Raw genomic sequence first — 20,058 nt, forward strand, 5'->3', positions numbered from 1 at the left:
GCAGCAGCAGGGGATCGGTCTGCAAACTTGGCCCCTGCTGCATCAAATCACGCGGACGCTCTAACGTCTGCATAATCATCAACCACGGTTTATAAGGAACCGCAGATGACAAAGAACGCTATTACCACAATTCCCTTCCATGGCGCAAACATCCTTGTGAGCGCAGGGGAAACACCGGAAACGACGATGGTTGCCATGAAGCCGGTCGTAGAAGGCATGGGGCTGGATTGGAGCTACCAGTCACGGAAGCTGAATGAGCATCCAGTGCTCTCGAAAGGTGTTGCTATAATAGCAATACCCTCCGCAGGCGGCATTCAGGACGCTTTGGCACTTCCTCTAAATCGCCTTCATTTTTGGCTCGCTACTTTGCAGCCCAACAAGATCAAAGATATCTCGGTTCGCGAAAAGGTCATCGTCTACCAGACCGAAGCGGCTGACGTTCTGTTTGATCACTTCTTTGGAAAGAGGTTTGAGCAGGACCGAACGGACTGACCAAGTACGATGCCCGGATCATCGGCAATATCGTCAAGAACTGCACGGGCGTCGTCGTAAGAGAGGAACTATCGCACATTCTTCCAGCCTTGCTGGATAGCATGGTGTCAGCGCGGAAGGACGGTGATGCGAAGAACGCCCATCTGACACGCGTGATCTGTGTTGCCGACTTGCCGATCAAGGGAATGGTCAATCTATGGGTGAACAAGGAACTTTGCACCATTGATTTCGACCGCCCGCATCCAGACGGACGCGGCTATCCCGTTGCGCAATACCGGAAGGGAAATAAGGATTATCTCTGGTTCAAGTTCTATGACGGTTCACAGACGACAGCGGATGGCTTCCTCGTCAATACCGCATCCAACGCCAATCGGAGTTATTCCAGCCGTCGTGTCGGTCGGGGCCGCGCTTATGTGATCATGACCTCGCTCGTCTCACAGGAGATGTTCACCGGTTTTCCAGACTATCTGTTCGAGATTGACGGAATTCGTCTCTATGACCCTTCCCGTGATAGCTCGGCTGGCGGAACTGGCCCGCAGCGGTTTACCGATCAGAGCACCTGGGGCGGCGATGGCGATTATCTGCCAGCAGTCCAGCTTCATAATTTGTTTCGCGGTATCCGATACAATGGATCGTGGTTCTATGGCCTACAAGGCGTCACTGGCAGCCGTTTGCCTGTACAGAACTGGATTGACCAGATCAACAAGTGCCGCGCTGTGGGGACTGATAACCAGCCGACATACCGGTCCGGCGCGGAATGCCCGGTCGAGGCACCTATTACGTCCGCGACGGAAGCATTGCTTACCGCTTGTCAGGGAACGGTCACGGAAAGCGGCGGCGTCTATGAACTTTATTGCGGTGCGCCAGAAGCCCCATTCTTCCACATAGACGATCTGGAAATCATCTCGACCGAGAACCAGCAGTTCACGCCATTCTTTGGCTTGGCCGATATGGTCACTGGTATGAGCGGCACCTATCCGTCTCCGGTCGATGGCTGGGCGAACAAAACGGCACCGCCGGTCATCCGTCCCGATCTGGAAGCCAATGCTGGCGGGCGTCGTCTCATGACGAATGTACCGTTCGACTTCGTTCCGTACCCGGAACAGGTTCAACGCTTGCTTTTATCCGGGCTTCTGGATGGTTTGAGACAGCGCAGGCATACCTTCACGTTGCCGCCCAAGCATGTTGCCTATTGCAAGCCGGGGCGGACATTCGCTTGGACTTCGGAGCGAAACGGCTACATCAATAAGCTTTTCAGGATCGACGGCGTTCAAATCCTCGAAAGCTGCATGGTGTTGATCGATGTCACCGAATGCGATCCTTCGGATTATGATTGGTCGCAGGGTGACTATCGTCCGCCAATTGACGGCTCTGTTGGCCCTATGCGCCCTTTGCCTACGCCGATGTATGATTTTGCGGCAGAGCCTTCTTCTATCGATGATGACGAGGGCTATGACAGCGGTGCGACCTTTGCGAGCTATGTCAATTCCACGAAGCCAGAATGGGCAGCCGAGGCAAAAGCCTTCGTCGCTTGGCGAGATCAGGTGTGGTCTTATGCGCTAGCGGAACTCGACAAGGTGCAATCGGGCGAACGTGAGCAACCTTCTGTCGAACCGTTCCTAAGTGAGCTGCCCGTGTTTGATTGGCCTTCCGCCTGAACCTTCGCACAACCTGACCGACGCGCCGCCCTTGAGGCGGTTTTTAATTCCTGAAAGGAAGGCCCCGACACTGCTTATCATCGGGGTTGGTGGCGGGCTCGGTGCTGGATTGCAATTCAAACACTTAATCGCTCATGACTACCTTTGAGAAGCAAGCCGCGATTTTCTCATTTGCTCCAAGCTTCTTTGCAAATTCTACCAGCTTAGGCCCGTCGCCGTCATCAGCCATACCGGCCCAAACATCTTTGAACGTCTGCTTGCCTGAGGAATTGTCAAAGAAAAAATAACCGGGATCGGCCACAGGCGTTGAGGCATACACTACAGTCCAGTTACCGGATTGCATAAAACTATCGACTTCGACCTTGGCTGGCTTGACCTTACCTTCCAGGCTTCTTGAGATGATCTCTGCGTATTCAGATTTACGTTGGTTTGTGAGTTCTTGATCAACCCCTGTGCACGAAGTTGATGCCGCAACCGCGGGGTGGATGAACATTGAGCCAGCTAAAGCAGATAAAGTGAACCTAATTATCAACGACATTCATCAGCCTCCTTCAAAGCTGTTAAGGTGAACCAACGAAAGCCTAACGCCTGTTCGGTCAAAAGAACATTCGGAAAAGATTAAAAAAGCCCCGGTAAGTCTCCTAAAAAATACCGGGGCTACGCACTGGTGGGCGGGGGCCATGTGCCAGTGCGCGATTGGGAGATAGGGCAGAGATACAGGAAGGGATGGGCTGTCCGCGTCACGGCGCTTGCCGGTAATGTGGTGGGTGGGGATAATTGGTTTGGAAACTATTAGGGCCTTGACTGTGTCGATTTTTTTAACCAACATGTAGGTAAGAAAAATCGACAAGGCTTTATTAGATGCGAACCTACAGCGAAACGATATTTCATATTGAAGCTCCTGAGATTAACAGCCGCCTTTCTGAGATGGGGTTAACAAGAGAAGGTTTGGTGCGCACAGTTCATGCGGCGGTGGTTGAACGTAACAACGCGACGGATCTTCATCCATCGAATGCGGCAGGCACCTTTTCTTACCATCATGGGGTTGCCGCCATTCGGCGGGAATTCCTTGGTGATCTATGGAAAATTGATCGGCAAGACGGAATAGAGTCGATCAAAAATGATGATCTTCAAATTAAAATATCATTCTCGAATGTTGATGAGGCTTGTGGTTTCAATTATCCAAAGCCTCGATCAGAAAAGGGGGCGGGGGCTGAGCGTGCTGGCGGTGCGATGCTTTTTGATGATCTTAAGAGTTTTGCGCCCATCGCAAAAGGTGGATTTTCTCTGTTTTACTTGATGGTTGATGATTGTGGACGTGCAGAACTTACAAGGCCAGTTATTGAGAAAAAGACCTTTACTGCGGCCATTGAGCGTATTTTTCTAATCCGCGAGGTGGTGGATATAGAATTGTTAATGCATTTGGATGCAAACGATGTAGCTGATGGGTTTGAACCTGAAATTGTACGCAAGTAAGAAGAAATGTTTAATCCAAAAAGGCTCTCTTTGGCTCGGGCGCGGCGCGGCTTAACGTCTAAAGCGTTGGCCGAAAAAGCTGGTATTCGGGCTGATACAATTACCAGGTTGGAAAAGGGGCGGCATAATCCAGAGCCAGAGACCATCGACAAGATGGCCAAAGCCCTAGGCTATCCATCTGATTTTTTTACCGGTGAAGAAATTGAGGAAATCGATTTAGGAGCGGTGAGTTTTCGTTCTTTTTCGAAAATGACTGCCCGTGAACGTGACGCTTCTGTATTCGCTGGATCGCTTGGGTTGCTTCTTAATAACTGGGTTGAAGAACGCTTTGGTCTTCCAGAACCTGACATATTGGACATGTCACATGAAGCCAACCCAGAAGCCGCGGCATCTTATCTTCGCCAGCACTGGGGTATAGGGCAGCAACCAATCGGTAACATTCTGGGGCTCTTGGAAACTAAGGGAATTCGGCTTTTTTCGTTGTCGGAAAATACAGCTTCAGTGAATGCTTTTTCATTTTGGCGCGGAGGGAAACCTTTTATTTTTCTCAACAATTTCAAGACAGCAGAAAGCAGTCGGTTTGATGCGGCTCATGAGCTTGGGCATTTGGTCATGCACAAACATGGAGATCCAAAAGGTGTGAGATCACTTGAAAGAGAGGCTGATCGCTTTGCTTCGGCTTTTCTTATGCCGTCTGATGATGTCCGTGCAAAAATTCATGGAACTGTAACAATCGATATCATCTTGAGGGCTAAATTTCGATGGCGAGTATCTGCTATGTCTCTGGCATATCGACTGCACTCACTCGGAATTCTTTCTGATTGGCAGTACAAATCGATCTGTATTGAACTGTCTCGAAGAGGGTATCGATCGGGTGAGCCGATGGGGATTGAAAGGGAAACTTCCACCGCATGGAAAAAAGTATTGACATTGCTTTGGAAAGAAAAAATTACAAAAAATGATATAGCTAAAGACTTGAGTTTGCCCTTGGATGAAATAGAGGGTCTAATTTGGAGTTTAACGGCGAATACAATAGATAGTGTGAAAAAAGATCGAACAGAACTTCGTGCCGTTTAATATCAACTAGTATAATTCTTAATATCGTATACGTCTAAATGTAATATAACGCCCTGCATCTGCGGGGCTTTTTCTTTTGCCTAAAAGGAAAATCCACCATGAATACGCATCGTGGCGATACCCGCCTCTTGATTGAGGCGAAAGAAAACCCGCATCCGTTAAGATACGGGTTTCATTAGCGTGGATTACTCATATCCATAATCATGAGAATTATTGCTGGTGCAACAATCGCTAATGTTAAAGACGTCAGCCCGACATTAACCCAATACATAACGACCCCATAGAGCACACTCGATAAAAACCTGTCTGACATAGTCATGTTTTAATTTCAAGCAGTGGCGTTCTTAATTTTGTTGAAAGGAAATACAATGGCACGACGCATCAACGCGGCGGGGCTTTCGCTCGTCAAACAATGGGAAGGATTGAAGACCACGGCTTATCGCGATGTGGCCGGGGTTCTGACCATCGGGTACGGTCATACCAGCGCGGCAAGCGCGTTCATTCTCTGCTCCGTTAAAGCAGACACTTTCACCCCTGATGTGTCTTTGGTTGATGGCTTGCCGCTGCCGATGTTCTATAAATGTTCTCATTATCAAGAAGAGTCAATAGTGATTCTGGATGATGATGAGGGGCGATGATTGGCAAGAAAAAGGTGAAGGGCAGAAGTGGGATTAATCAATAAAATCAATGGGTGTTTTGGGCTGTCAGGTGAGGGAATTCCTAACAACCAAACCTGTGATAACTATTTGAATAAATTAATATAATCACTGATTTACAAGTGATAAGTTGGTGCGGTCGAGAAGACTCGAACTTCCACGGGTTGCCCCACAGCGACCTCAACGCTGCGCGTCTACCAATTCCGCCACGACCGCCCGTGGTAGGAGCCGAACATCGTCGGCGAGGGGCATTTAGCAAATCAGTTTGAGGTGCACAAGCCTAATCGTCAAGATCAGCCAATCTTTTTATAAAAGAATCTCAAAAACTTCGCTGTAACGCCGATCAGAGCGACTGCAGCCGTCAGCAGACGCGATTTGTTGAGGAATTTTAGCAGCTAAAACTTTTATGAATGGGCAATGACGGTCAAAAATTCGCTCTTCTGAGGCGGCGCAAGAGCATGAATAGTGATTCTGTATTGTCCGGACAAACTGAGAGTTTAGCCCGCTATACCCTGAAGGCGTTTGATATCCTCAAGCCGTTTGATGGTTTCGGCATAGCCCGCTTCAATTGCCTCTGATGCACGATGGAAATCTGCAAGGCCAACCTGGCCGACAACCGGCATCAGCGACATATCCGGTGGATCGCCTGCCATACGTGCCCGCGATATCCGGTCCTGAATGATGTTGAAGGCTTCCATCATTACCCCGGTAATTCCCAATCGCGCTTCCTTCTCACCGCGAACGGCGACAGGCAAGCCTTCCTGACGTGCCTGTGCATGTTTGATGACCGCAGCACGACCATATTGATCATAGTGCAGATTGACTGCGAGCACGAGGCGCTGCTCATAAGCGCGACAGACCGAAACCGGCACCGGATTGACGAGGGCACCGTCCACAAGCACGCGCCCGTCCCAGCGCACCGGCTCAAAGACACCGGGCAGGGCATAGGAAGCCCGCATCGCATCGACAAGCGGACCCGTGGACAGCCAGATTTCATGTCCGGTATGCAGTTCGGTGCAGACAGCGACGAACGGACGAGACAGTTCATCGATGCGCAAACCATCGAGATGTTCGCGCAGACGCCCATCGAGTTTCATGCCGCCGAAAAGGCCGCTGCCGCGAAAGGTTAGGTCGAGGAGGTTGAACATGCGCCGCCGCGTAAGGCCGCGGGCAAATTCTTCCAGCTCGTCAAGCTTGCCTGCGAGATAACATCCACCGACGAGCGCGCCGATGGATGTACCGGCGATCATGTCGATTTCAATCCCCGCCTCGTCAAGCGCACGTAAAACGCCGATATGCGCCCAGCCGCGTGCAGCCCCACCACCGAGCGCCAAGGCGATCTTGCGCGGTTCGCGTTTGATTTCGGGCTTTTCTAATATTTCCTGAGCAGGCAATTCGGCATCCGCATTGACCGTCTTTCGCCTTGCCCCCCAAGTCAACACCACGATGTACACCTCGTCTTTTATATCAAACTAAACCATGTTTAGCGGCAATGCGCAGCTATTTTTCAAAACGGCGCTGGCCTAAAATGAGCAGGTACTCGCATTTCAGCGGAAAATGCTGCTCAGAGACGAACTATCGAGAGAATAAATGCCGCAAATTAAAGGCAATGGAGTATTTGCGGCATCACAAGGTCTTGAAGGCGATCAATGATCGTGATTGCAGTCGGCGTCCATTTCAAGTGATGCTGAGCCGTTTTCGGAAATAACCTGACGATAGAAACAGGAACGCCTGCCGGTATGACAGGTCGGTCCATCGCCCGCGACACGGACTTTTAGCCATAAGGCATCTTGATCGCAGTCGGTGCGCAATTCCACAACGCTTTGCAAGTTGCCGGAAGTCTCGCCTTTTTTCCAAAGGGTGTTGCGCGAACGTGACCAGTAATGCGCAATGCCGCTTTCAAGTGTCAGGCGCAACGCCTCTTCGTTCATATGTGCGACCATCAGCAATTCGCCAGTCCGTGCATCGGTGACGATCGCGGTGATCAAACCCGAACCATCGAAGCGCGGTATGAAAACCGTGCCTTCTTCCAACATCTTCTTGTCAGAGGACTGTGATGGAACCATGCTCATGCTTTCTATCCGCGCACCAGCGACATAAAGCGAACCTGCTCATGTGCTTTGTCTTTAAGTCCTTGCGTAAAAGTTGTGGTGATGGTGGTTGAGCCCTGCTTGCGGATACCGCGCATGGCCATGCACATGTGTTCGGCTTCGATCATCACGGCAACGCCACGCGGCTTGAGAATACGCTGGATGCTGTCGGCGATCTGCGCTGTCATACTTTCCTGTGTTTGAAGGCGGCGCGCAAAAATATCGACAACACGGGCAATTTTGGAAAGACCCACCACTTTTCCATCCGGCAGGTAAGCGACATGCGCCTTGCCGATAATCGGCACCATATGATGTTCGCAATGCGAGAAAAACGAAATGTCTTTCACCAGAACAAGATCATTATAACCGGCGACTTCCTCGAATACGGTACCAAGTACGTCTTCAGGGTTTTCGGCATAGCCGGCAAAAAGCTCGCTATAGGCCTTTGCAACACGCTTGGGCGTTTCCAGAAGACCTTCGCGTTCGGGATTATCACCCGTCCACAGCAGAAGCGTGCGAATTGCGGCTTCGGCATCTGCCTGGCTGGGTTTAACATGGAGGGGTGTCACGTTGGTCTGCTGATCGAAAGGCAGGCCGGTCTCATCATTTTTTTCGAGGATGCGCGCGTCCATCGGTATTCTCCAGTAGTCTCCTTCAAGGAGGAGACGAGTTAAACGGACAATACAACGATACGCTTTAGGGGCGGGCGATGTATTGATCCGGCGATCAAGCCGGACAAGTTTTGCGATGGCTAGCGCGTCAATGTGAACCAATGCCCTTTGCGTAGCCAACACTTGCCTATTATATAGTGTGTAAATTGCAACTACAAACCGCAACGGGATATCAAATTTTTGTTTTTCCCGACTAGTGGATTGAATTTGACATTTGTATCCCTGATACCACGATCACTCTTTCAAATGTCAAATTCGAAAAATCCACTAGAAACATAAGCTTGGCTAGTGCTTTTAAGAGCCCAACATTTGCTCTCATGGGTGGGTTAAAGGGAAGCAAATGTTGGAATCAAACCACCAGGCGAAAGGTTCGCCCTTATGATCGACGATATTTATAACAAACGCATTCTGGAGTTCGCTGGCAATATAGAACGACTGGGCACGCTTGACGAGCCGGACGCTATGGCGAAGGCGCATTCCAAGCTATGCGGCTCAACCGTAACAGTCTATCTGAAAATAGCTGATGGCGTGGTTACCGATTTTGCGCATGAGGTGAGGGCCTGTGCTTTGGGGCAGGCATCGTCGTCGATTATGGCGCGCAATATCGTGGGCGCTACCATAGATGAACTCAAGCGCGTGCGTGAGACGATGTATGCCATGCTCAAAGAAAATGGCCCGGCACCTCAAGGGCGGTTTGAGGATCTGAAATATTTTGAACCGGTGCGTGAATATCGCGCGCGCCACGCTTCCACGCTTTTGACCTTTGATGCGGTGGCCGATTGCATCCGGCAAGTCGAAGAAAAAGCGGAAGCGGCCTGAGACTAAAATGTGTTCCTGCGGCAAAGATCATTCGGCTGATCCGGTACAAAAGAAGCCGGCTTATAGCCGCAATTTTACCGAGCCTTGGCGTAAGACACCGGGCAGGATGCTTGGCACTGCCGTCGTGCGGTCTTATCAGCTTACATTATCATCGCTGATCGGTAATTCCTGCCGTCATCTGCCCACCTGTTCGGAATTTGCGTATGAGGCAATTGCGCGCCATGGTTTGTGGAGTGGCGGATGGATGGGCTTTTTCCGCGTTTTGCGCTGCGGGCCATTCGGAAGCCATGGTTTTGATCCTGTGCCGCGCGAACTTGGGCAGCATATGAAATGGTATTTGCCGTGGCGCTATTGGCGCACCTCGCATCCCACTGAATAACGACCATTTATTTGGATAAAAGTCAGACTTCATTAACGATATCGCGTTTTGATGGCGGATAGAGAACAAGGCGAAGCAATGGTCTTTTTCAGGCCGCAATTTGCCTTCACATCCATCCGCAATAACGTCCCTTTTCCGCGAGCCATCATGCTGAAAACGCCATCCCGTATTGCACGTTTCGTTGCGACCGTCGCATTGGGAACAACTGTTCTCTATTCTTCTGCTGCAATGGCCAAAGTATCATGGGTGGTCTTTAACGCCGACAGCAACCAAATCCTTGGGCAGGATGACGCTCATGTTCAGCGCGCGCCCGCATCTCTTGCCAAGATGATGACGCTTTATCTCACGTTTGAAGCTCTGAAGACCGGGCGCATTCATTGGGATGAAGAAATGCCTGTTTCGAAAAATGCAGCGGCGAAAGTGCGTATGAAGCTTTGGCTCAAGGAAGGTCAGACAATTTCTGTACGCGATGCGGTCAATGCGATGATCATCGTTTCCGCCAATGATGTGGCAACGGTGATGGGCGAATATCTGGGCGGATCGGAAGCGGGTTTCGGGCGCCTGATGACGCAGCGCGCACGACAGATCGGCATGAAGAGCACATTTTTTGCCAATCCTTCCGGTTTGACCGCCGATGTGACGCAACTGACCACCGCCCGCGATATGGCTGTTCTGGGGATGAGCTTGCGCCGCGATTTTCCGCAGGAATATGCGCTGTTTTCACAACGCTCCTTCACCTATAACGGACGGGTCCGCAACGGGCATAACAATCTCATGTATCGCTATGGCGGTGTTGACGGGATCAAGACCGGCTACACCAACGTGTCAGGCTACAATCTTGTTTCATCGGCAATTATCGACGGTAAGCATCTGGTTGGTGTCGTGCTGGGTGCTGGGTCATCCAGCGAACGGGATGCTCAGATGTCGAAATTGCTGACGCGTTATGGCAAGGCCGACACAGATACGCTGGTTGCAATGGCTAAGCCCACAAAAGCGATATTCGTAAGCAAGCCGACAAAAGATACCGTGGCACAATTGATTGACGATTCGCATATCGAGCAGGGTGACGGGGGCGATCTGATCGCCTCGGCAGGCGCGCCGTGGAAAATCCAACTTGCTGCAACGCAAGATCGCAAGGGTGCTGTAGCGTTGCAACAAAAGCTGCGCCCGGCGGTTGATAAGGTCGTGCATGGTCTGAAAGGTGAGATTTCACCTGCCGGCAAGCGTCGCACGATCTATCGCATACGCTTCGGCTCCTTTAAGGATCAGGCGACAGCCGGTAAAGCCTGCCAACAGTTGCAGCGCCAGAATATCGCCTGTCTTGCGATCAAGGGATAATCCCTGATGGCTCAGGAGTGGGCTTTTGGTCGCGCTTTACTGCCCCGGCAAAAGCGACTAGAAGCGGTTTTCATAAAACTTGGCCTAAATTCTTGAATAACAACCACCCGCGATCGTTGGCGGGACTGGATGAGGACGAACGAAATGTCGAATATCGTTTCCATGCAATTTCCCGATGGTTCATCCCGGGACTATGATGCATCGATGACGGGCGCAGCCCTTGCCGAATCGATCTCCAAATCACTCGCTAAAAAAGCAGTCGCCTATGCCGTTGATGGTACCGTGCGCGATCTTTCCGATCCGCTGGACGCCTCCGGCAAGATAGAAATTCTGACCCGTGAAGACCCGCGTGCGCTGGAACTCATCCGTCACGACTGCGCCCACGTGTTGGCTGAAGCCGTACAGGAGTTGTTTGCGGGAACGCAGGTGACCATCGGCCCGGTAATCGAAAACGGCTTTTATTACGATTTTGCACGCAATGAGCCGTTCACGCCCGACGATCTGCCGGTGATCGAAAAGAAAATGCGTGAGATTATTCAACGCAATAAGTCTTTTGCCAAGCAAGTATGGACGCGCGAAAAGGCCAAGCAGGTTTTTGCCGATAAGGGCGAGAGCTACAAGGTCGAGCTGATCGACGCTATTCCCGAAGGTCAGGACCTGAAAATCTATTATCAGGGCGACTGGTTCGACCTGTGCCGTGGGCCGCATATGGCCTCCACCGGCCAGATCGGTAATGCCTTCAAACTGATGAAGGTCGCTGGCGCCTACTGGCGCGGCGATTCCAACAATCCGATGCTGACGCGCATCTATGGCACAGCTTTTGCCAATGAAAACGACCTTCAGGCCTATCTGCATATGCTTGAAGAGGCCGAAAAGCGCGATCATCGTCGGCTGGGTCGCGAAATGGACCTGTTCCATTTTCAGGAAGAAGGTCCGGGTGTGGTCTTCTGGCATGCCAAGGGTTGGAAGATGTTCCAGACGCTGGTGAGCTATATGCGCCGTCGTCTCGACAGCCATGGCTATCAGGAAGTCAATGCACCGCAGGTGCTCGACAAGTCGCTTTGGGAAACTTCCGGCCATTGGGGCTGGTATCGCGATAACATGTTCAAAGTGACCGTTGCAGCCGACGAAACCGAAGACGAGCGCGTCTTTGCATTGAAGCCGATGAACTGTCCCGGACATGTGCAAATCTTCAAGCATGGTCTTAAGTCTTATCGTGATCTACCTATAAAGCTTGCAGAATTCGGAAACGTGCATCGCTATGAGCCATCGGGCGCATTGCATGGATTGATGCGCGTTCGCGGCTTTACGCAGGACGATGCACACATCTTTTGTACCGACGAGCAGATGGCGGCAGAATGCCTTCGCATCAACGACCTGATCCTTTCCGTCTATAAGGATTTCGGCTTTGAGGGCATCACGATTAAACTTTCTACGCGCCCGGAAAAGCGCGTCGGTTCGGATGAGTTATGGGATCGTGCCGAAAGCGTCATGACGCAGGTGCTGGAACAAATCCAGCAGCAGTCGGACGACATCAAGACCGGCATTTTGCCGGGCGAGGGTGCTTTCTACGGTCCGAAATTTGAATATACACTCAAAGACGCCATTGGTCGCGAATGGCAATGTGGCACCACCCAAGTCGATTTCAATCTGCCTGAACGTTTTGGTGCTTTCTATATCGATAACGAGTCGGAAAAACGCCAACCGGTGATGATCCACCGCGCGATCTGCGGTTCGATGGAACGTTTTCTTGGTATTTTGATCGAAAACTTTGCCGGCCATATGCCGCTATGGTTCGCACCGGTGCAGGTCGTCGTCGCAACCATTACGTCCGATGCCGACGACTATGCGCAGGAAACAGCCGCCAGACTGAAAGCCGCCGGTCTTCAGGTTGTCACCGACCTTCGCAACGAGAAGATCAATTACAAGGTGCGCGAACATTCGCTCCAGAAGGTGCCGGTCATTCTCGTCTGCGGCAATCGCGAAGCCGAGGAAAAGACGGTAAATATGCGCCGTCTTGGTTCACGCGATCAGGAATCGCTGTCGCTTGAGGATGCAATTACCCGGCTTGTCGAAGAGGCAACGCCGCCTGATCTCATCCGTCTTAAAAACGCAAGCTGATCATATCAAACCAAAAGGCCGCGCCAAAAGCGCGGCCTTTTCAATAATTAATGCTCATTGTTTAATCTACGCTATCGTCAGGCGCTTCAAATTCGCTGCTGGCGATAAGTTCGACTTCTCCATTCTGGCCTGACGAAACTTTGAAATCCCGCTGATAGATATGATCGCGGTTCTTGGCGATGGCGACATAATCCCCTTCGATCAGCACCACCGACGAATAGGCACCGACGCTTTCGCGCACTACGTCGCCGGATGTATTGAGGATGGACCAGGAAGTGTCTGCGAGTGCCTCGCCGCCCTGTTCACGCACAAGCTTCAATGTGACGTCGGCAGCGCGGTGCTGCACGGTCGCTTCTGTAAGCTTGCCTGCTTCCACTCGAATGTCTGCGCGGATGGTGGCGTTGGCGGAGCCGTAATTTGACACGACGTGGTAGGTGCCACTGTTAAGCCGGACAATAGCATTTGGCTTGACGTCAGGAATGATGAGTGAGCGTTCGTTATTGTCTTCATCCGCATAGATGGAAAACCGCAGCAGATCATCCTTGATCTTGCCGCCATCGGGAAGCAAGGCGCTGAGCTTCATACCACCCGCATCGAGTGTCATGATTTCACGGCGTATGCCATTGCCGAGCGTTATCCGCTTGGTAGCGCCAGCACGGCCATAGGCGACATGAACAAGATAGCTGCCTTCGGGTAATTCGAAGAGGGCATTGCCGCCTTGCGCGCTCGCCACCAGCGGCAATTGCCCATCCGTCCCGACAGTTGGAGAAAAAACACGCCAGACCAATCCGGTCGGAATATCGTTGCCGTTTTCAGTCAGCCGCGCCTTCAGATCGAGTTCGCGCCTTTGAACAAGCGGATTGTTCGCGGGGCTCAACGGTGACGCATATGGCGTGATCGGCGGGAGAGCCAGGGTTGGATCCGCCATATTGGTTCCGGCGGCGGGATCAACGATCTGGGCATTGGATGGCGCGGCGATCATCGCAGCCATCAATGCCATCGTAAGCTTTCCGCCCAGACAGGGGCGGGGGAATCTTACGCGAAAGGGATCAATCAAAACCAGCATAGCTTTTTTGAGCCTAAGCCGGTGGCGAATTCAAGGCCAAATCGTCCGGCAGGGGAGCATTTTTTATCCATTCACCACTTAATGCCCACCAGACTTTGACAATGGGACAGCGCTGTGACAGGCAAAGGCAGTTATGAAATTCAGCGATGAGGTTTGCTGTGACGCACCCGGTGTTCGATTTTCTTGCAAAGCGCAGTTCCACCCCTATTACAGCAATCAAGGAACCTGCTCCGCAAGGGGAGGAGCTTGCCGCACTTCTCAAGGTTGCCGCACGCGTTCCCGATCATGGACGCCTTACGCCGTGGCGTTTCATTCTTTACCGCGGCGATGCCCGGAATCGGGTAGGGGAGTTTCTGGCAAAACGCGCCGAAGAACGCGAAGGCCCCTTACCGGACGGACGAAAAGAGCAGGAAAGAAACCGCTTTTCACGCGCACCACTGGTGATAGGGATCGTGTCCTCACCGGTTGCACATGAACGCATTCCCGAGTGGGAACAGTTTTTGTCGGCAGGCGCGGTTGCCATGAATCTGTGCATTGCCGCCAATGCGCTCGGCTATGCCACCAACTGGATCACCAACTGGTACTCTGACGACGCGCAGTCTCGGGCTTGTTTAGGCCTGGCACCGCACGAGCGCATAGCCGGGTTCGTTCATATCGGCAGCGCCGAAAACACGATGCCTGAGCGTCCGCGCGCTGAAATGGACAAGATCGTTTCCGATTATTCCGGCCCATGGCAGGACGAAGGCGAGGATTAAGCGGGTGTTTTATGAACCGGAAAAAGGCCACCCGCTGCCCCATAATCCGTTCAAGGCGATTGTGGCCCCACGTCCGATCGGCTGGATCGGGACGCGGTCGAAGGACGGCTCCGTCAATCTCGCGCCCTATTCCTTATTCAATGCCATCTGCGATACGCCGCCGATGGTGATGTTTTCTTCAAGCGGCCTCAAGGATAGCCTCGCGGCCATTGAAGAAACCGGCGAATTCACCACAAATCTGGTCAGCGACAATCTCAAGGAACAGATGAATGCGTCGTCGGTCAACGCGCCACGGGGTGTCAATGAGTTCGAGCTTGCCGGGCTTGAGGCGGCACCCTCAAAGCTGGTTGCAGCGCCACGGGTGCGACAAGCCTATGCCGCGCTTGAATGCGTGGCGGTCGAGGTCAGGCGTCTTCAAGACAGGCAGGCGCGCCTGACCGACAATTATATGGTGATCGGTGAAGTCGTTGGTGTGCACATCGATGAGCGTATTCTGACCGATGGGCTGGTCGATATGACAAAGGTAAAGCCTGTGTCGCGCCTTGGCTATATGGATTATGCGACCACACAAAGCGTTTATCAGATGGCACGCCCGATGTGGACGTGGGACAAATCATAATTCCTTTGCCTTGTTCCTGGCAGGAAGCGTCATGGCGATAACGCCCGCTACCACGCAGGCCAGTCCAAGCCATGCGGTTAAAGTCAATGTTTCACCAAGGAATAAGACCCCGATAGTTACACCGATCGGCACCCGAAGATAGGCTTGCGCCGTTGTGCCGATCGCCCCGAGTGTTTGTACAAGCCGGAAATAGATGACCAGCGCCAGCGCCGTTGAAAAAACGGACAGGGCGAGGAGGGCCGAGAGCGAACGCGGGCTTGGCACCAACGACCAGGGATGGTCGAAAACAATGCTGGCTGGAATGAGTATCATTGTTCCACAGAACAGAGATCCGGCGGCTGGGATCATCGGGTCCATACCCGCGAAATTCCTGCCGAAAATAGCCGCTCCCGCATAACAAACGGTTGCTACAAGAATGGCGAGCTGTGCTCCTGCATCCTTTCCGACGCCTGTAAACGCTTCCATGCCGACGATGAGGCATATGCCCATAGCTCCAACAACCACACCGAAGAGTTTGCGGCTCGTGACGGCCTCGTGCCGTGTCAGCAGAAGTGTAAGCAAAAACGTGAAGATCGGAGAGGCTGCGTTCAAAATAGTCGCAAGTCCCGCATCGACCGTGCGCTCAGCCCAGGCAATCAACGTAAAAGGCAGCACACTGTTGAGACAGGCCTGAAATGCAAAGCGTCTCCATATCAAGCCGTCTCGCGGCAATTTCAAACCGCGCATATAAAGAACGAAAACAAGGATAGCCGACGCAATAAGGGTTCTGGCGGCAATCAGCGTGATTGGCGGAATGGTCTCCACGCCGATTTTAATAAAACTGTAGGACGCGCCCCAAAGCCCCGAAAGGAACAAAAGCAGCAATAGTTCCTTCGCCATTCTCGTCTTGTGAGTCATTTCGCATCCATTCTTATTGCGTCTTTCCAACACTGCTTAATTGAAATCTGGAACAGAATGCTTCGATGGCGAGCGAACTATTGCTTGCAGACAGCGTAAGAGCGGACTGATAGATTCTAACCATGGCAAATATCGTTTCTGGGAATACCATTGCCGAGGTTGCAAGCCTTATCGGTGATGCAGCACGCGCAAACATGCTTTCAGCGCTAATGGGCGGACAGGCTCTGACTGCGGGAGAACTGGCGCGCTATGCTGGCGTGACGCCCCAGACAACGAGCGCACATCTTGCAAAGCTTACGCAAGCAAAACTGGTTAGCGTCGAAAAACAGGGGCGCCACCGCTATTATCGCATTGCTTCATCCGAAGTTGCAGAGGCGGTTCATGCACTTATGACGTTAGCCGCAACAGGACCCAAGCGTTATCATCCGGTTGGACCGAAAGACCAAGCCTTGCGGCTTGCGCGCACCTGTTACGATCACATGGCAGGGCGCCTCGCTGTAGCCCTTGCGGATGGGCTGGCAGAAAAACACTATGTTCTGCTTTGTGACGGCGCAGGGCTTGTTACGGATGAGGGACGACGGTTTTTCTGTGATTTTGGTCTTGAACTGGAGAATGCCACACGCGGCAAACGGCCGCTGTGCCGGACCTGCCTCGATTGGAGCGAGCGGCGGCGCCATTTAGCCGGATGGCTGGGGGCCGCCTTGCTTGATCGCTCACTCGCTCTGGGCTGGGTCAGTCGTATGAGCGAAAATCGCGCGTTGCGCCTCACACGAAGCGGAGAGACAGGGTTTTTACGTCTATTCGAGCTTTCGCCCGATTGGCGGTCTCCCACGCTTGAAATGTCGGATAGCTCATAAACCCTTTTGCTTGGCCTCGATCCAGATATCTTCCATTTCATCGAGGTTTGCCGCCTCAAGGCTGCTGCCGGTTTCATCGAGCGCTTTTTCGATGAAGTGAAAACGCCGCCGGAATTTATCATTTGCCGCGATCAGTGCGATTTCGGGATCCAGTTCCAGATGTCGACCGAGATTGACCATAGCAAACAGAAGATCGCCATATTCCTCCTGGATTTCAGTTTTTTTGCCTTCAGCCATTGCTTCCTTCAACTCGACCGTCTCCTCGGCAATCTTGTCGAGGATCGGCGCTGCCTCGCTCCAGTCGAAACCGACTTTCGCCGCCTTCTGCTGCAATTTCAAGGCGCGAAGCAGAGCAGGGAAGGCGCGTGGAATGTCGTCGAGAAAACCAGTACTTTCATTCGTGTCAAGACCAAGCTTTGCGCGTCGTTCGGCACGCTCGGCCTTTTCCTGCGCTTTTATGCGGCCCCATGCCCCCTTGGCCATGCCTGCATTTCGGGCTTCTTCATCACCGAATACGTGCGGGTGCCTGCGGATCATCTTGTGCGTGATCGCCTGCACTACATCGCCGAAATCGAAACTGCCTTGTTCTTCCGCCATGCGGGCATGAAAGACGACCTGAAGCAGCAAATCGCCCAGTTCCTCGCATAAGTCGTCCATGTCATCGCGCTCGATAGCGTCGAGAACTTCATAGGTCTCTTCAAGCGTATAGGGTACGATTGAGCGGAAATCCTGTTTCACGTCCCACGGGCAACCGGTCTGGGGATCGCGGAGTGACCTCATTATTTCAAGAAGGCGGTCGATATTGCGGGAAGGTTTCATCTGCGCTCCATCAGACTGTGTTAATCAGCCAGACTTTGTTAATCCAGTGGGCAGCTTCGAAGAAATCGCCCGGCGCGGCTTGCAGTCTGTTGTCGATTTTGCATAGTCAACCCGGGATCGCACATTGGGGCGGCATGTTCAACAAGTGGATATCTGAACGATGACAATTCTTGTGACTGGTGGCGCCGGCTATATCGGTTCCCATACCTGCGTCCAGCTGATAGAGGCAGGCCACGATGTGGTGGTGGTCGATAATTTCGACAACTCCAATCCGGAAGCACTGCATCGCATCGAGAAGATCGCCGGGCGCGCGCCCATCCGCGAGCCGGGCGATATTCGTGACCGTAGCTTTCTTGAGCAGGTCATCACGCGCCATAAATGCACCGGTGTGATCCATTTTGCTGGCCTCAAGGCGGTGGGCGAATCAAGTGAAAAGCCGCTGCATTATTATGATTGCAATGTGCTCGGTACGCTCAGGCTTTTGCAGGCCATGGAGGCAACCGGGGTAAAAAAGCTCGTTTTCAGCTCCTCTGCCACCGTTTATGGTGATCCGCAAAAGCTGCCCATCACCGAGGATCAGCAACTTAGCGCCACCAATCCTTACGGCCGCACAAAACTCGTCATAGAGGACATGTTGCGCGATCTCTATAACGGCGACAAGAGCTGGGCCATTGCGATCCTGCGCTATTTCAATCCCGTCGGTGCGCATGAAAGCGGGCTGATTGGCGAAGACCCCAAGGGTATTCCCAACAATCTCATGCCGATCATCGCGCAAGTTGCAACCGGACGCCGTGAAAAGCTCAACATATGGGGCAATGATTATCCCACACCGGACGGTACGGGTGTGCGCGATTATATCCATGTCGTCGATCTGGCAGCAGGCCATCTCAAGGCGTTGAAAAAACTGGAAGATCCGCAATGCTTTTCTGTCAATCTCGGAACGGGGCAGGGATACAGCGTTCTGGATGTCGTCAAGGCGTTTGAGCATGTCTCGAACCGTCAGATCAATTATGAGATTGCACCGCGCCGACCTGGCGATGTGGCCGAATGCTATGCGGACCCGGCCTTTGCCAAACAATTCCTTGGCTGGTCCGCGGAAAAAAACTTACGTGAAATGTGTCAGGATATGTGGAACTGGCAGTCGAAGAATCCGAACGGCTACGAGTGAGCACGAAACGCCCGCGCAGCTCATGGAAACGGTTCGCGTGACATGAGGCTACCGCAGCTTCTTTCAATATGATCTACCGGGACGATACAGCACGCGATTCTGATCGCGTGCCGAATGGGATGGAATAAGAGAATGCGATTTTTGCCGGATAAATTCACGTCCATGCTGATCGTGACGATCCTGCTGGCATCCATATTGCCTGTACAGGGAGAATTCGCCACGTGGTTTGCACTTGCCACCAAGATCGCGGTCGGACTTTTGTTCTTCCTGCATGGAGCACGGCTTTCGCGTGAGGCAGTCATTGCCGGTGTAACGCATTGGCGGCTGCATCTGGCGGTGCTTGCATCGACTTTCGTGCTGTTTCCCTTGCTAGGGCTTCTCGCCGGATGGGCTGTCCCGGGCTTGGCAAAATCAGCATTCTATACCGGGATCCTCTATCTCTGTGTACTCCCTTCCACTGTCCAGTCGTCAATCGCCTTCACCTCGATGGCGCACGGCAATGTCTCGGCGGCAATCGTTTCAGCCTCGGCCTCCAATATTTTTGGCATGTTTCTCACCCCAATTCTGGTGGGTCTACTCTTGGCGGTTAATACCGGAGGAGGGGGTATCTCGCTCGACGCCCTTGAATCAATCCTGCTTCAACTGCTGGCTCCCTTCGTTCTTGGCCAGATATTGCAGCCCTGGATCGGCGACTTCATGCGCAGAAACGGCAGGCCGCTCAGTTTCGTCGACCGTGGATCAATCCTGATGGTAGTCTATCTCGCTTTCAGCGAAGCAATCGTCGAAGGTCTGTGGCGCAGCGTGTCGTGGGAAGACCTTGGCATGATGATCTGCATTGATGTCCTGCTTCTGGTTATTGTTCTGCTTGCAACATGGTATGGTAGCAAATGGTTGGGATTCAATCGCCCCGACCGCGTAACTATCCTGTTTTGCGGCTCGAAAAAGAGCCTTGCCAGTGGTGCGCCAATGGCTAACGCCATATTTGCAGGTGCCAGCGTCGGCAGCATCGTATTGCCGCTGATGCTGTTTCATCAAATACAGTTGATGGCCTGTGCGGTGATTGCCAAAAAACTCGGAAGCGTTAAAGAACCGGAATAAAT

20 protein-coding genes, 1 tRNA gene and 1 pseudogene are annotated in these 20,058 nt (G+C 52.5%); 14 read left to right on the forward strand and 8 right to left on the reverse strand.

Features of this window, described 5'->3' with window-relative positions; translation table 11 throughout:
- The first annotated feature begins 105 nt into the window (after positions 1-105).
- A complete protein-coding gene (locus tag AAIB41_RS03560; RefSeq protein WP_343314239.1) occupies positions 106-492 on the forward strand; it encodes a phage antirepressor N-terminal domain-containing protein in 387 nt (128 codons plus the stop codon).
- A gap of 104 nt (positions 493-596) precedes the next feature.
- Positions 597-2,150, forward strand: a complete 1,554-nt coding sequence (locus tag AAIB41_RS03565; RefSeq protein ID WP_343314241.1) for a hypothetical protein — start codon at positions 597-599, stop codon at positions 2,148-2,150.
- Positions 2,151-2,274: 124 nt separating this feature from the next.
- Here AAIB41_RS03565 and AAIB41_RS03570 read toward each other — a convergent pair whose 3' ends face one another.
- A complete protein-coding gene (locus tag AAIB41_RS03570; RefSeq protein ID WP_343314242.1) occupies positions 2,275-2,688 on the reverse strand; it encodes a hypothetical protein in 414 nt (137 codons plus the stop codon).
- Positions 2,689-3,011: 323 nt separating this feature from the next.
- On the opposite strand from AAIB41_RS03570, the gene AAIB41_RS03575 reads away from it, so the two are divergent.
- The 3 genes and pseudogenes from AAIB41_RS03575 to AAIB41_RS03585 form a co-directional block, all read left to right on the forward strand.
- Complete coding sequence (locus tag AAIB41_RS03575; protein ID WP_343314243.1) at positions 3,012-3,626, forward strand: hypothetical protein; 615 nt, start codon at positions 3,012-3,014, stop codon at positions 3,624-3,626.
- 6 nt (positions 3,627-3,632) lie between these two features.
- A complete protein-coding gene (locus tag AAIB41_RS03580) occupies positions 3,633-4,703 on the forward strand; it encodes an XRE family transcriptional regulator (protein WP_343314245.1) in 1,071 nt (356 codons plus the stop codon).
- Positions 4,704-5,071: 368 nt separating this feature from the next.
- Positions 5,072-5,194, forward strand: a pseudogene (locus AAIB41_RS03585) (lysozyme); the annotation flags it as partial.
- A gap of 296 nt (positions 5,195-5,490) precedes the next feature.
- Here AAIB41_RS03585 and AAIB41_RS03590 read toward each other — a convergent pair.
- The 4 genes from AAIB41_RS03590 to folE form a co-directional block, all read right to left on the reverse strand.
- Positions 5,491-5,575 (reverse strand) — tRNA-Leu (locus AAIB41_RS03590).
- A 281-nt stretch (positions 5,576-5,856) separates the two neighbouring features.
- The gene (locus tag AAIB41_RS03595; RefSeq protein ID WP_343314246.1) at positions 5,857-6,804 is read right to left on the reverse strand and encodes a patatin family protein; all 948 of its coding nucleotides are present in this window, start codon (positions 6,802-6,804) and stop codon (positions 5,857-5,859) included.
- A 201-nt stretch (positions 6,805-7,005) separates the two neighbouring features.
- Positions 7,006-7,431: a phosphoribosyl-AMP cyclohydrolase gene (gene hisI, locus AAIB41_RS03600; RefSeq protein WP_343314248.1), complete on the reverse strand. Its 426-nt coding sequence runs from the start codon at positions 7,429-7,431 to the stop codon at positions 7,006-7,008.
- Positions 7,432-7,436: 5 nt separating this feature from the next.
- Entirely contained in the window at positions 7,437-8,081 is a 645-nt protein-coding gene (gene folE, locus AAIB41_RS03605; protein WP_343314249.1) for a GTP cyclohydrolase I FolE, read from the reverse strand.
- Between the two features lie 417 nt (positions 8,082-8,498).
- Here folE and AAIB41_RS03610 point away from each other — a divergent pair, with 417 nt between their 5' ends.
- The 4 genes from AAIB41_RS03610 (at position 8,499) to thrS (ending at position 12,777) form a co-directional block, all read left to right on the forward strand.
- Positions 8,499-8,939: an iron-sulfur cluster assembly scaffold protein gene (locus tag AAIB41_RS03610; protein WP_343314250.1), complete on the forward strand. Its 441-nt coding sequence runs from the start codon at positions 8,499-8,501 to the stop codon at positions 8,937-8,939.
- Positions 8,940-8,946: 7 nt separating this feature from the next.
- On the forward strand, positions 8,947-9,318 hold the full coding sequence (gene yidD / locus AAIB41_RS03615) for a membrane protein insertion efficiency factor YidD (protein WP_343314251.1): 372 nt from the start codon (positions 8,947-8,949) through the stop codon (positions 9,316-9,318).
- 147 nt (positions 9,319-9,465) lie between these two features.
- The gene (locus tag AAIB41_RS03620; RefSeq protein WP_343314252.1) at positions 9,466-10,656 is read left to right on the forward strand and encodes a D-alanyl-D-alanine carboxypeptidase; all 1,191 of its coding nucleotides are present in this window, start codon (positions 9,466-9,468) and stop codon (positions 10,654-10,656) included.
- A gap of 144 nt (positions 10,657-10,800) precedes the next feature.
- Complete coding sequence (gene thrS / locus AAIB41_RS03625; protein ID WP_343314253.1) at positions 10,801-12,777, forward strand: threonine--tRNA ligase; 1,977 nt, start codon at positions 10,801-10,803, stop codon at positions 12,775-12,777.
- A 61-nt stretch (positions 12,778-12,838) separates the two neighbouring features.
- On the opposite strand, the gene AAIB41_RS03630 is transcribed toward thrS, so the two are convergent.
- Positions 12,839-13,777 carry a hypothetical protein gene (locus AAIB41_RS03630; protein WP_343314254.1) on the reverse strand — a complete coding sequence of 313 codons (939 nt, stop codon included), beginning with the start codon at positions 13,775-13,777 and terminating at the stop codon, positions 12,839-12,841.
- A 224-nt stretch (positions 13,778-14,001) separates the two neighbouring features.
- Between AAIB41_RS03630 and AAIB41_RS03635 the strand changes: the two genes are divergently transcribed.
- Complete coding sequence (locus AAIB41_RS03635; protein WP_343314798.1) at positions 14,002-14,598, forward strand: nitroreductase; 597 nt, start codon at positions 14,002-14,004, stop codon at positions 14,596-14,598.
- A gap of 4 nt (positions 14,599-14,602) precedes the next feature.
- On the forward strand, positions 14,603-15,217 hold the full coding sequence (locus AAIB41_RS03640) for a flavin reductase family protein (RefSeq protein ID WP_343314255.1): 615 nt from the start codon (positions 14,603-14,605) through the stop codon (positions 15,215-15,217).
- Here AAIB41_RS03640 and AAIB41_RS03645 read toward each other — a convergent pair.
- A complete protein-coding gene (locus AAIB41_RS03645) occupies positions 15,212-16,114 on the reverse strand; it encodes an EamA family transporter (RefSeq protein ID WP_343314257.1) in 903 nt (300 codons plus the stop codon). The genes AAIB41_RS03640 and AAIB41_RS03645 overlap by 6 nt on opposite strands.
- Before the next feature lie 122 nt (positions 16,115-16,236).
- Between AAIB41_RS03645 and AAIB41_RS03650 the strand changes: the two genes are divergently transcribed.
- Positions 16,237-16,971, forward strand: coding sequence for a helix-turn-helix transcriptional regulator (locus tag AAIB41_RS03650; RefSeq protein WP_343314258.1), 735 nt, complete (start codon positions 16,237-16,239; stop codon positions 16,969-16,971).
- On the opposite strand, the gene mazG is transcribed toward AAIB41_RS03650, so the two are convergent.
- Entirely contained in the window at positions 16,966-17,790 is an 825-nt protein-coding gene (mazG, locus tag AAIB41_RS03655) for a nucleoside triphosphate pyrophosphohydrolase (RefSeq protein ID WP_343314259.1), read from the reverse strand. The genes AAIB41_RS03650 and mazG overlap by 6 nt on opposite strands.
- A 160-nt stretch (positions 17,791-17,950) precedes the next feature.
- Between mazG and galE the strand changes: the two genes are divergently transcribed.
- Entirely contained in the window at positions 17,951-18,958 is a 1,008-nt protein-coding gene (gene galE / locus AAIB41_RS03660; protein ID WP_343314260.1) for a UDP-glucose 4-epimerase GalE, read from the forward strand.
- 132 nt (positions 18,959-19,090) lie between these two features.
- Positions 19,091-20,056, forward strand: a complete 966-nt coding sequence (locus tag AAIB41_RS03665) for a bile acid:sodium symporter family protein (protein ID WP_343314261.1) — start codon at positions 19,091-19,093, stop codon at positions 20,054-20,056.
- Positions 20,057-20,058: the final 2 nt, after the last annotated feature.

The organism is Brucella sp. BE17 (assembly GCF_039545455.1).
GTDB lineage: Bacteria > Pseudomonadota > Alphaproteobacteria > Rhizobiales > Rhizobiaceae > Brucella.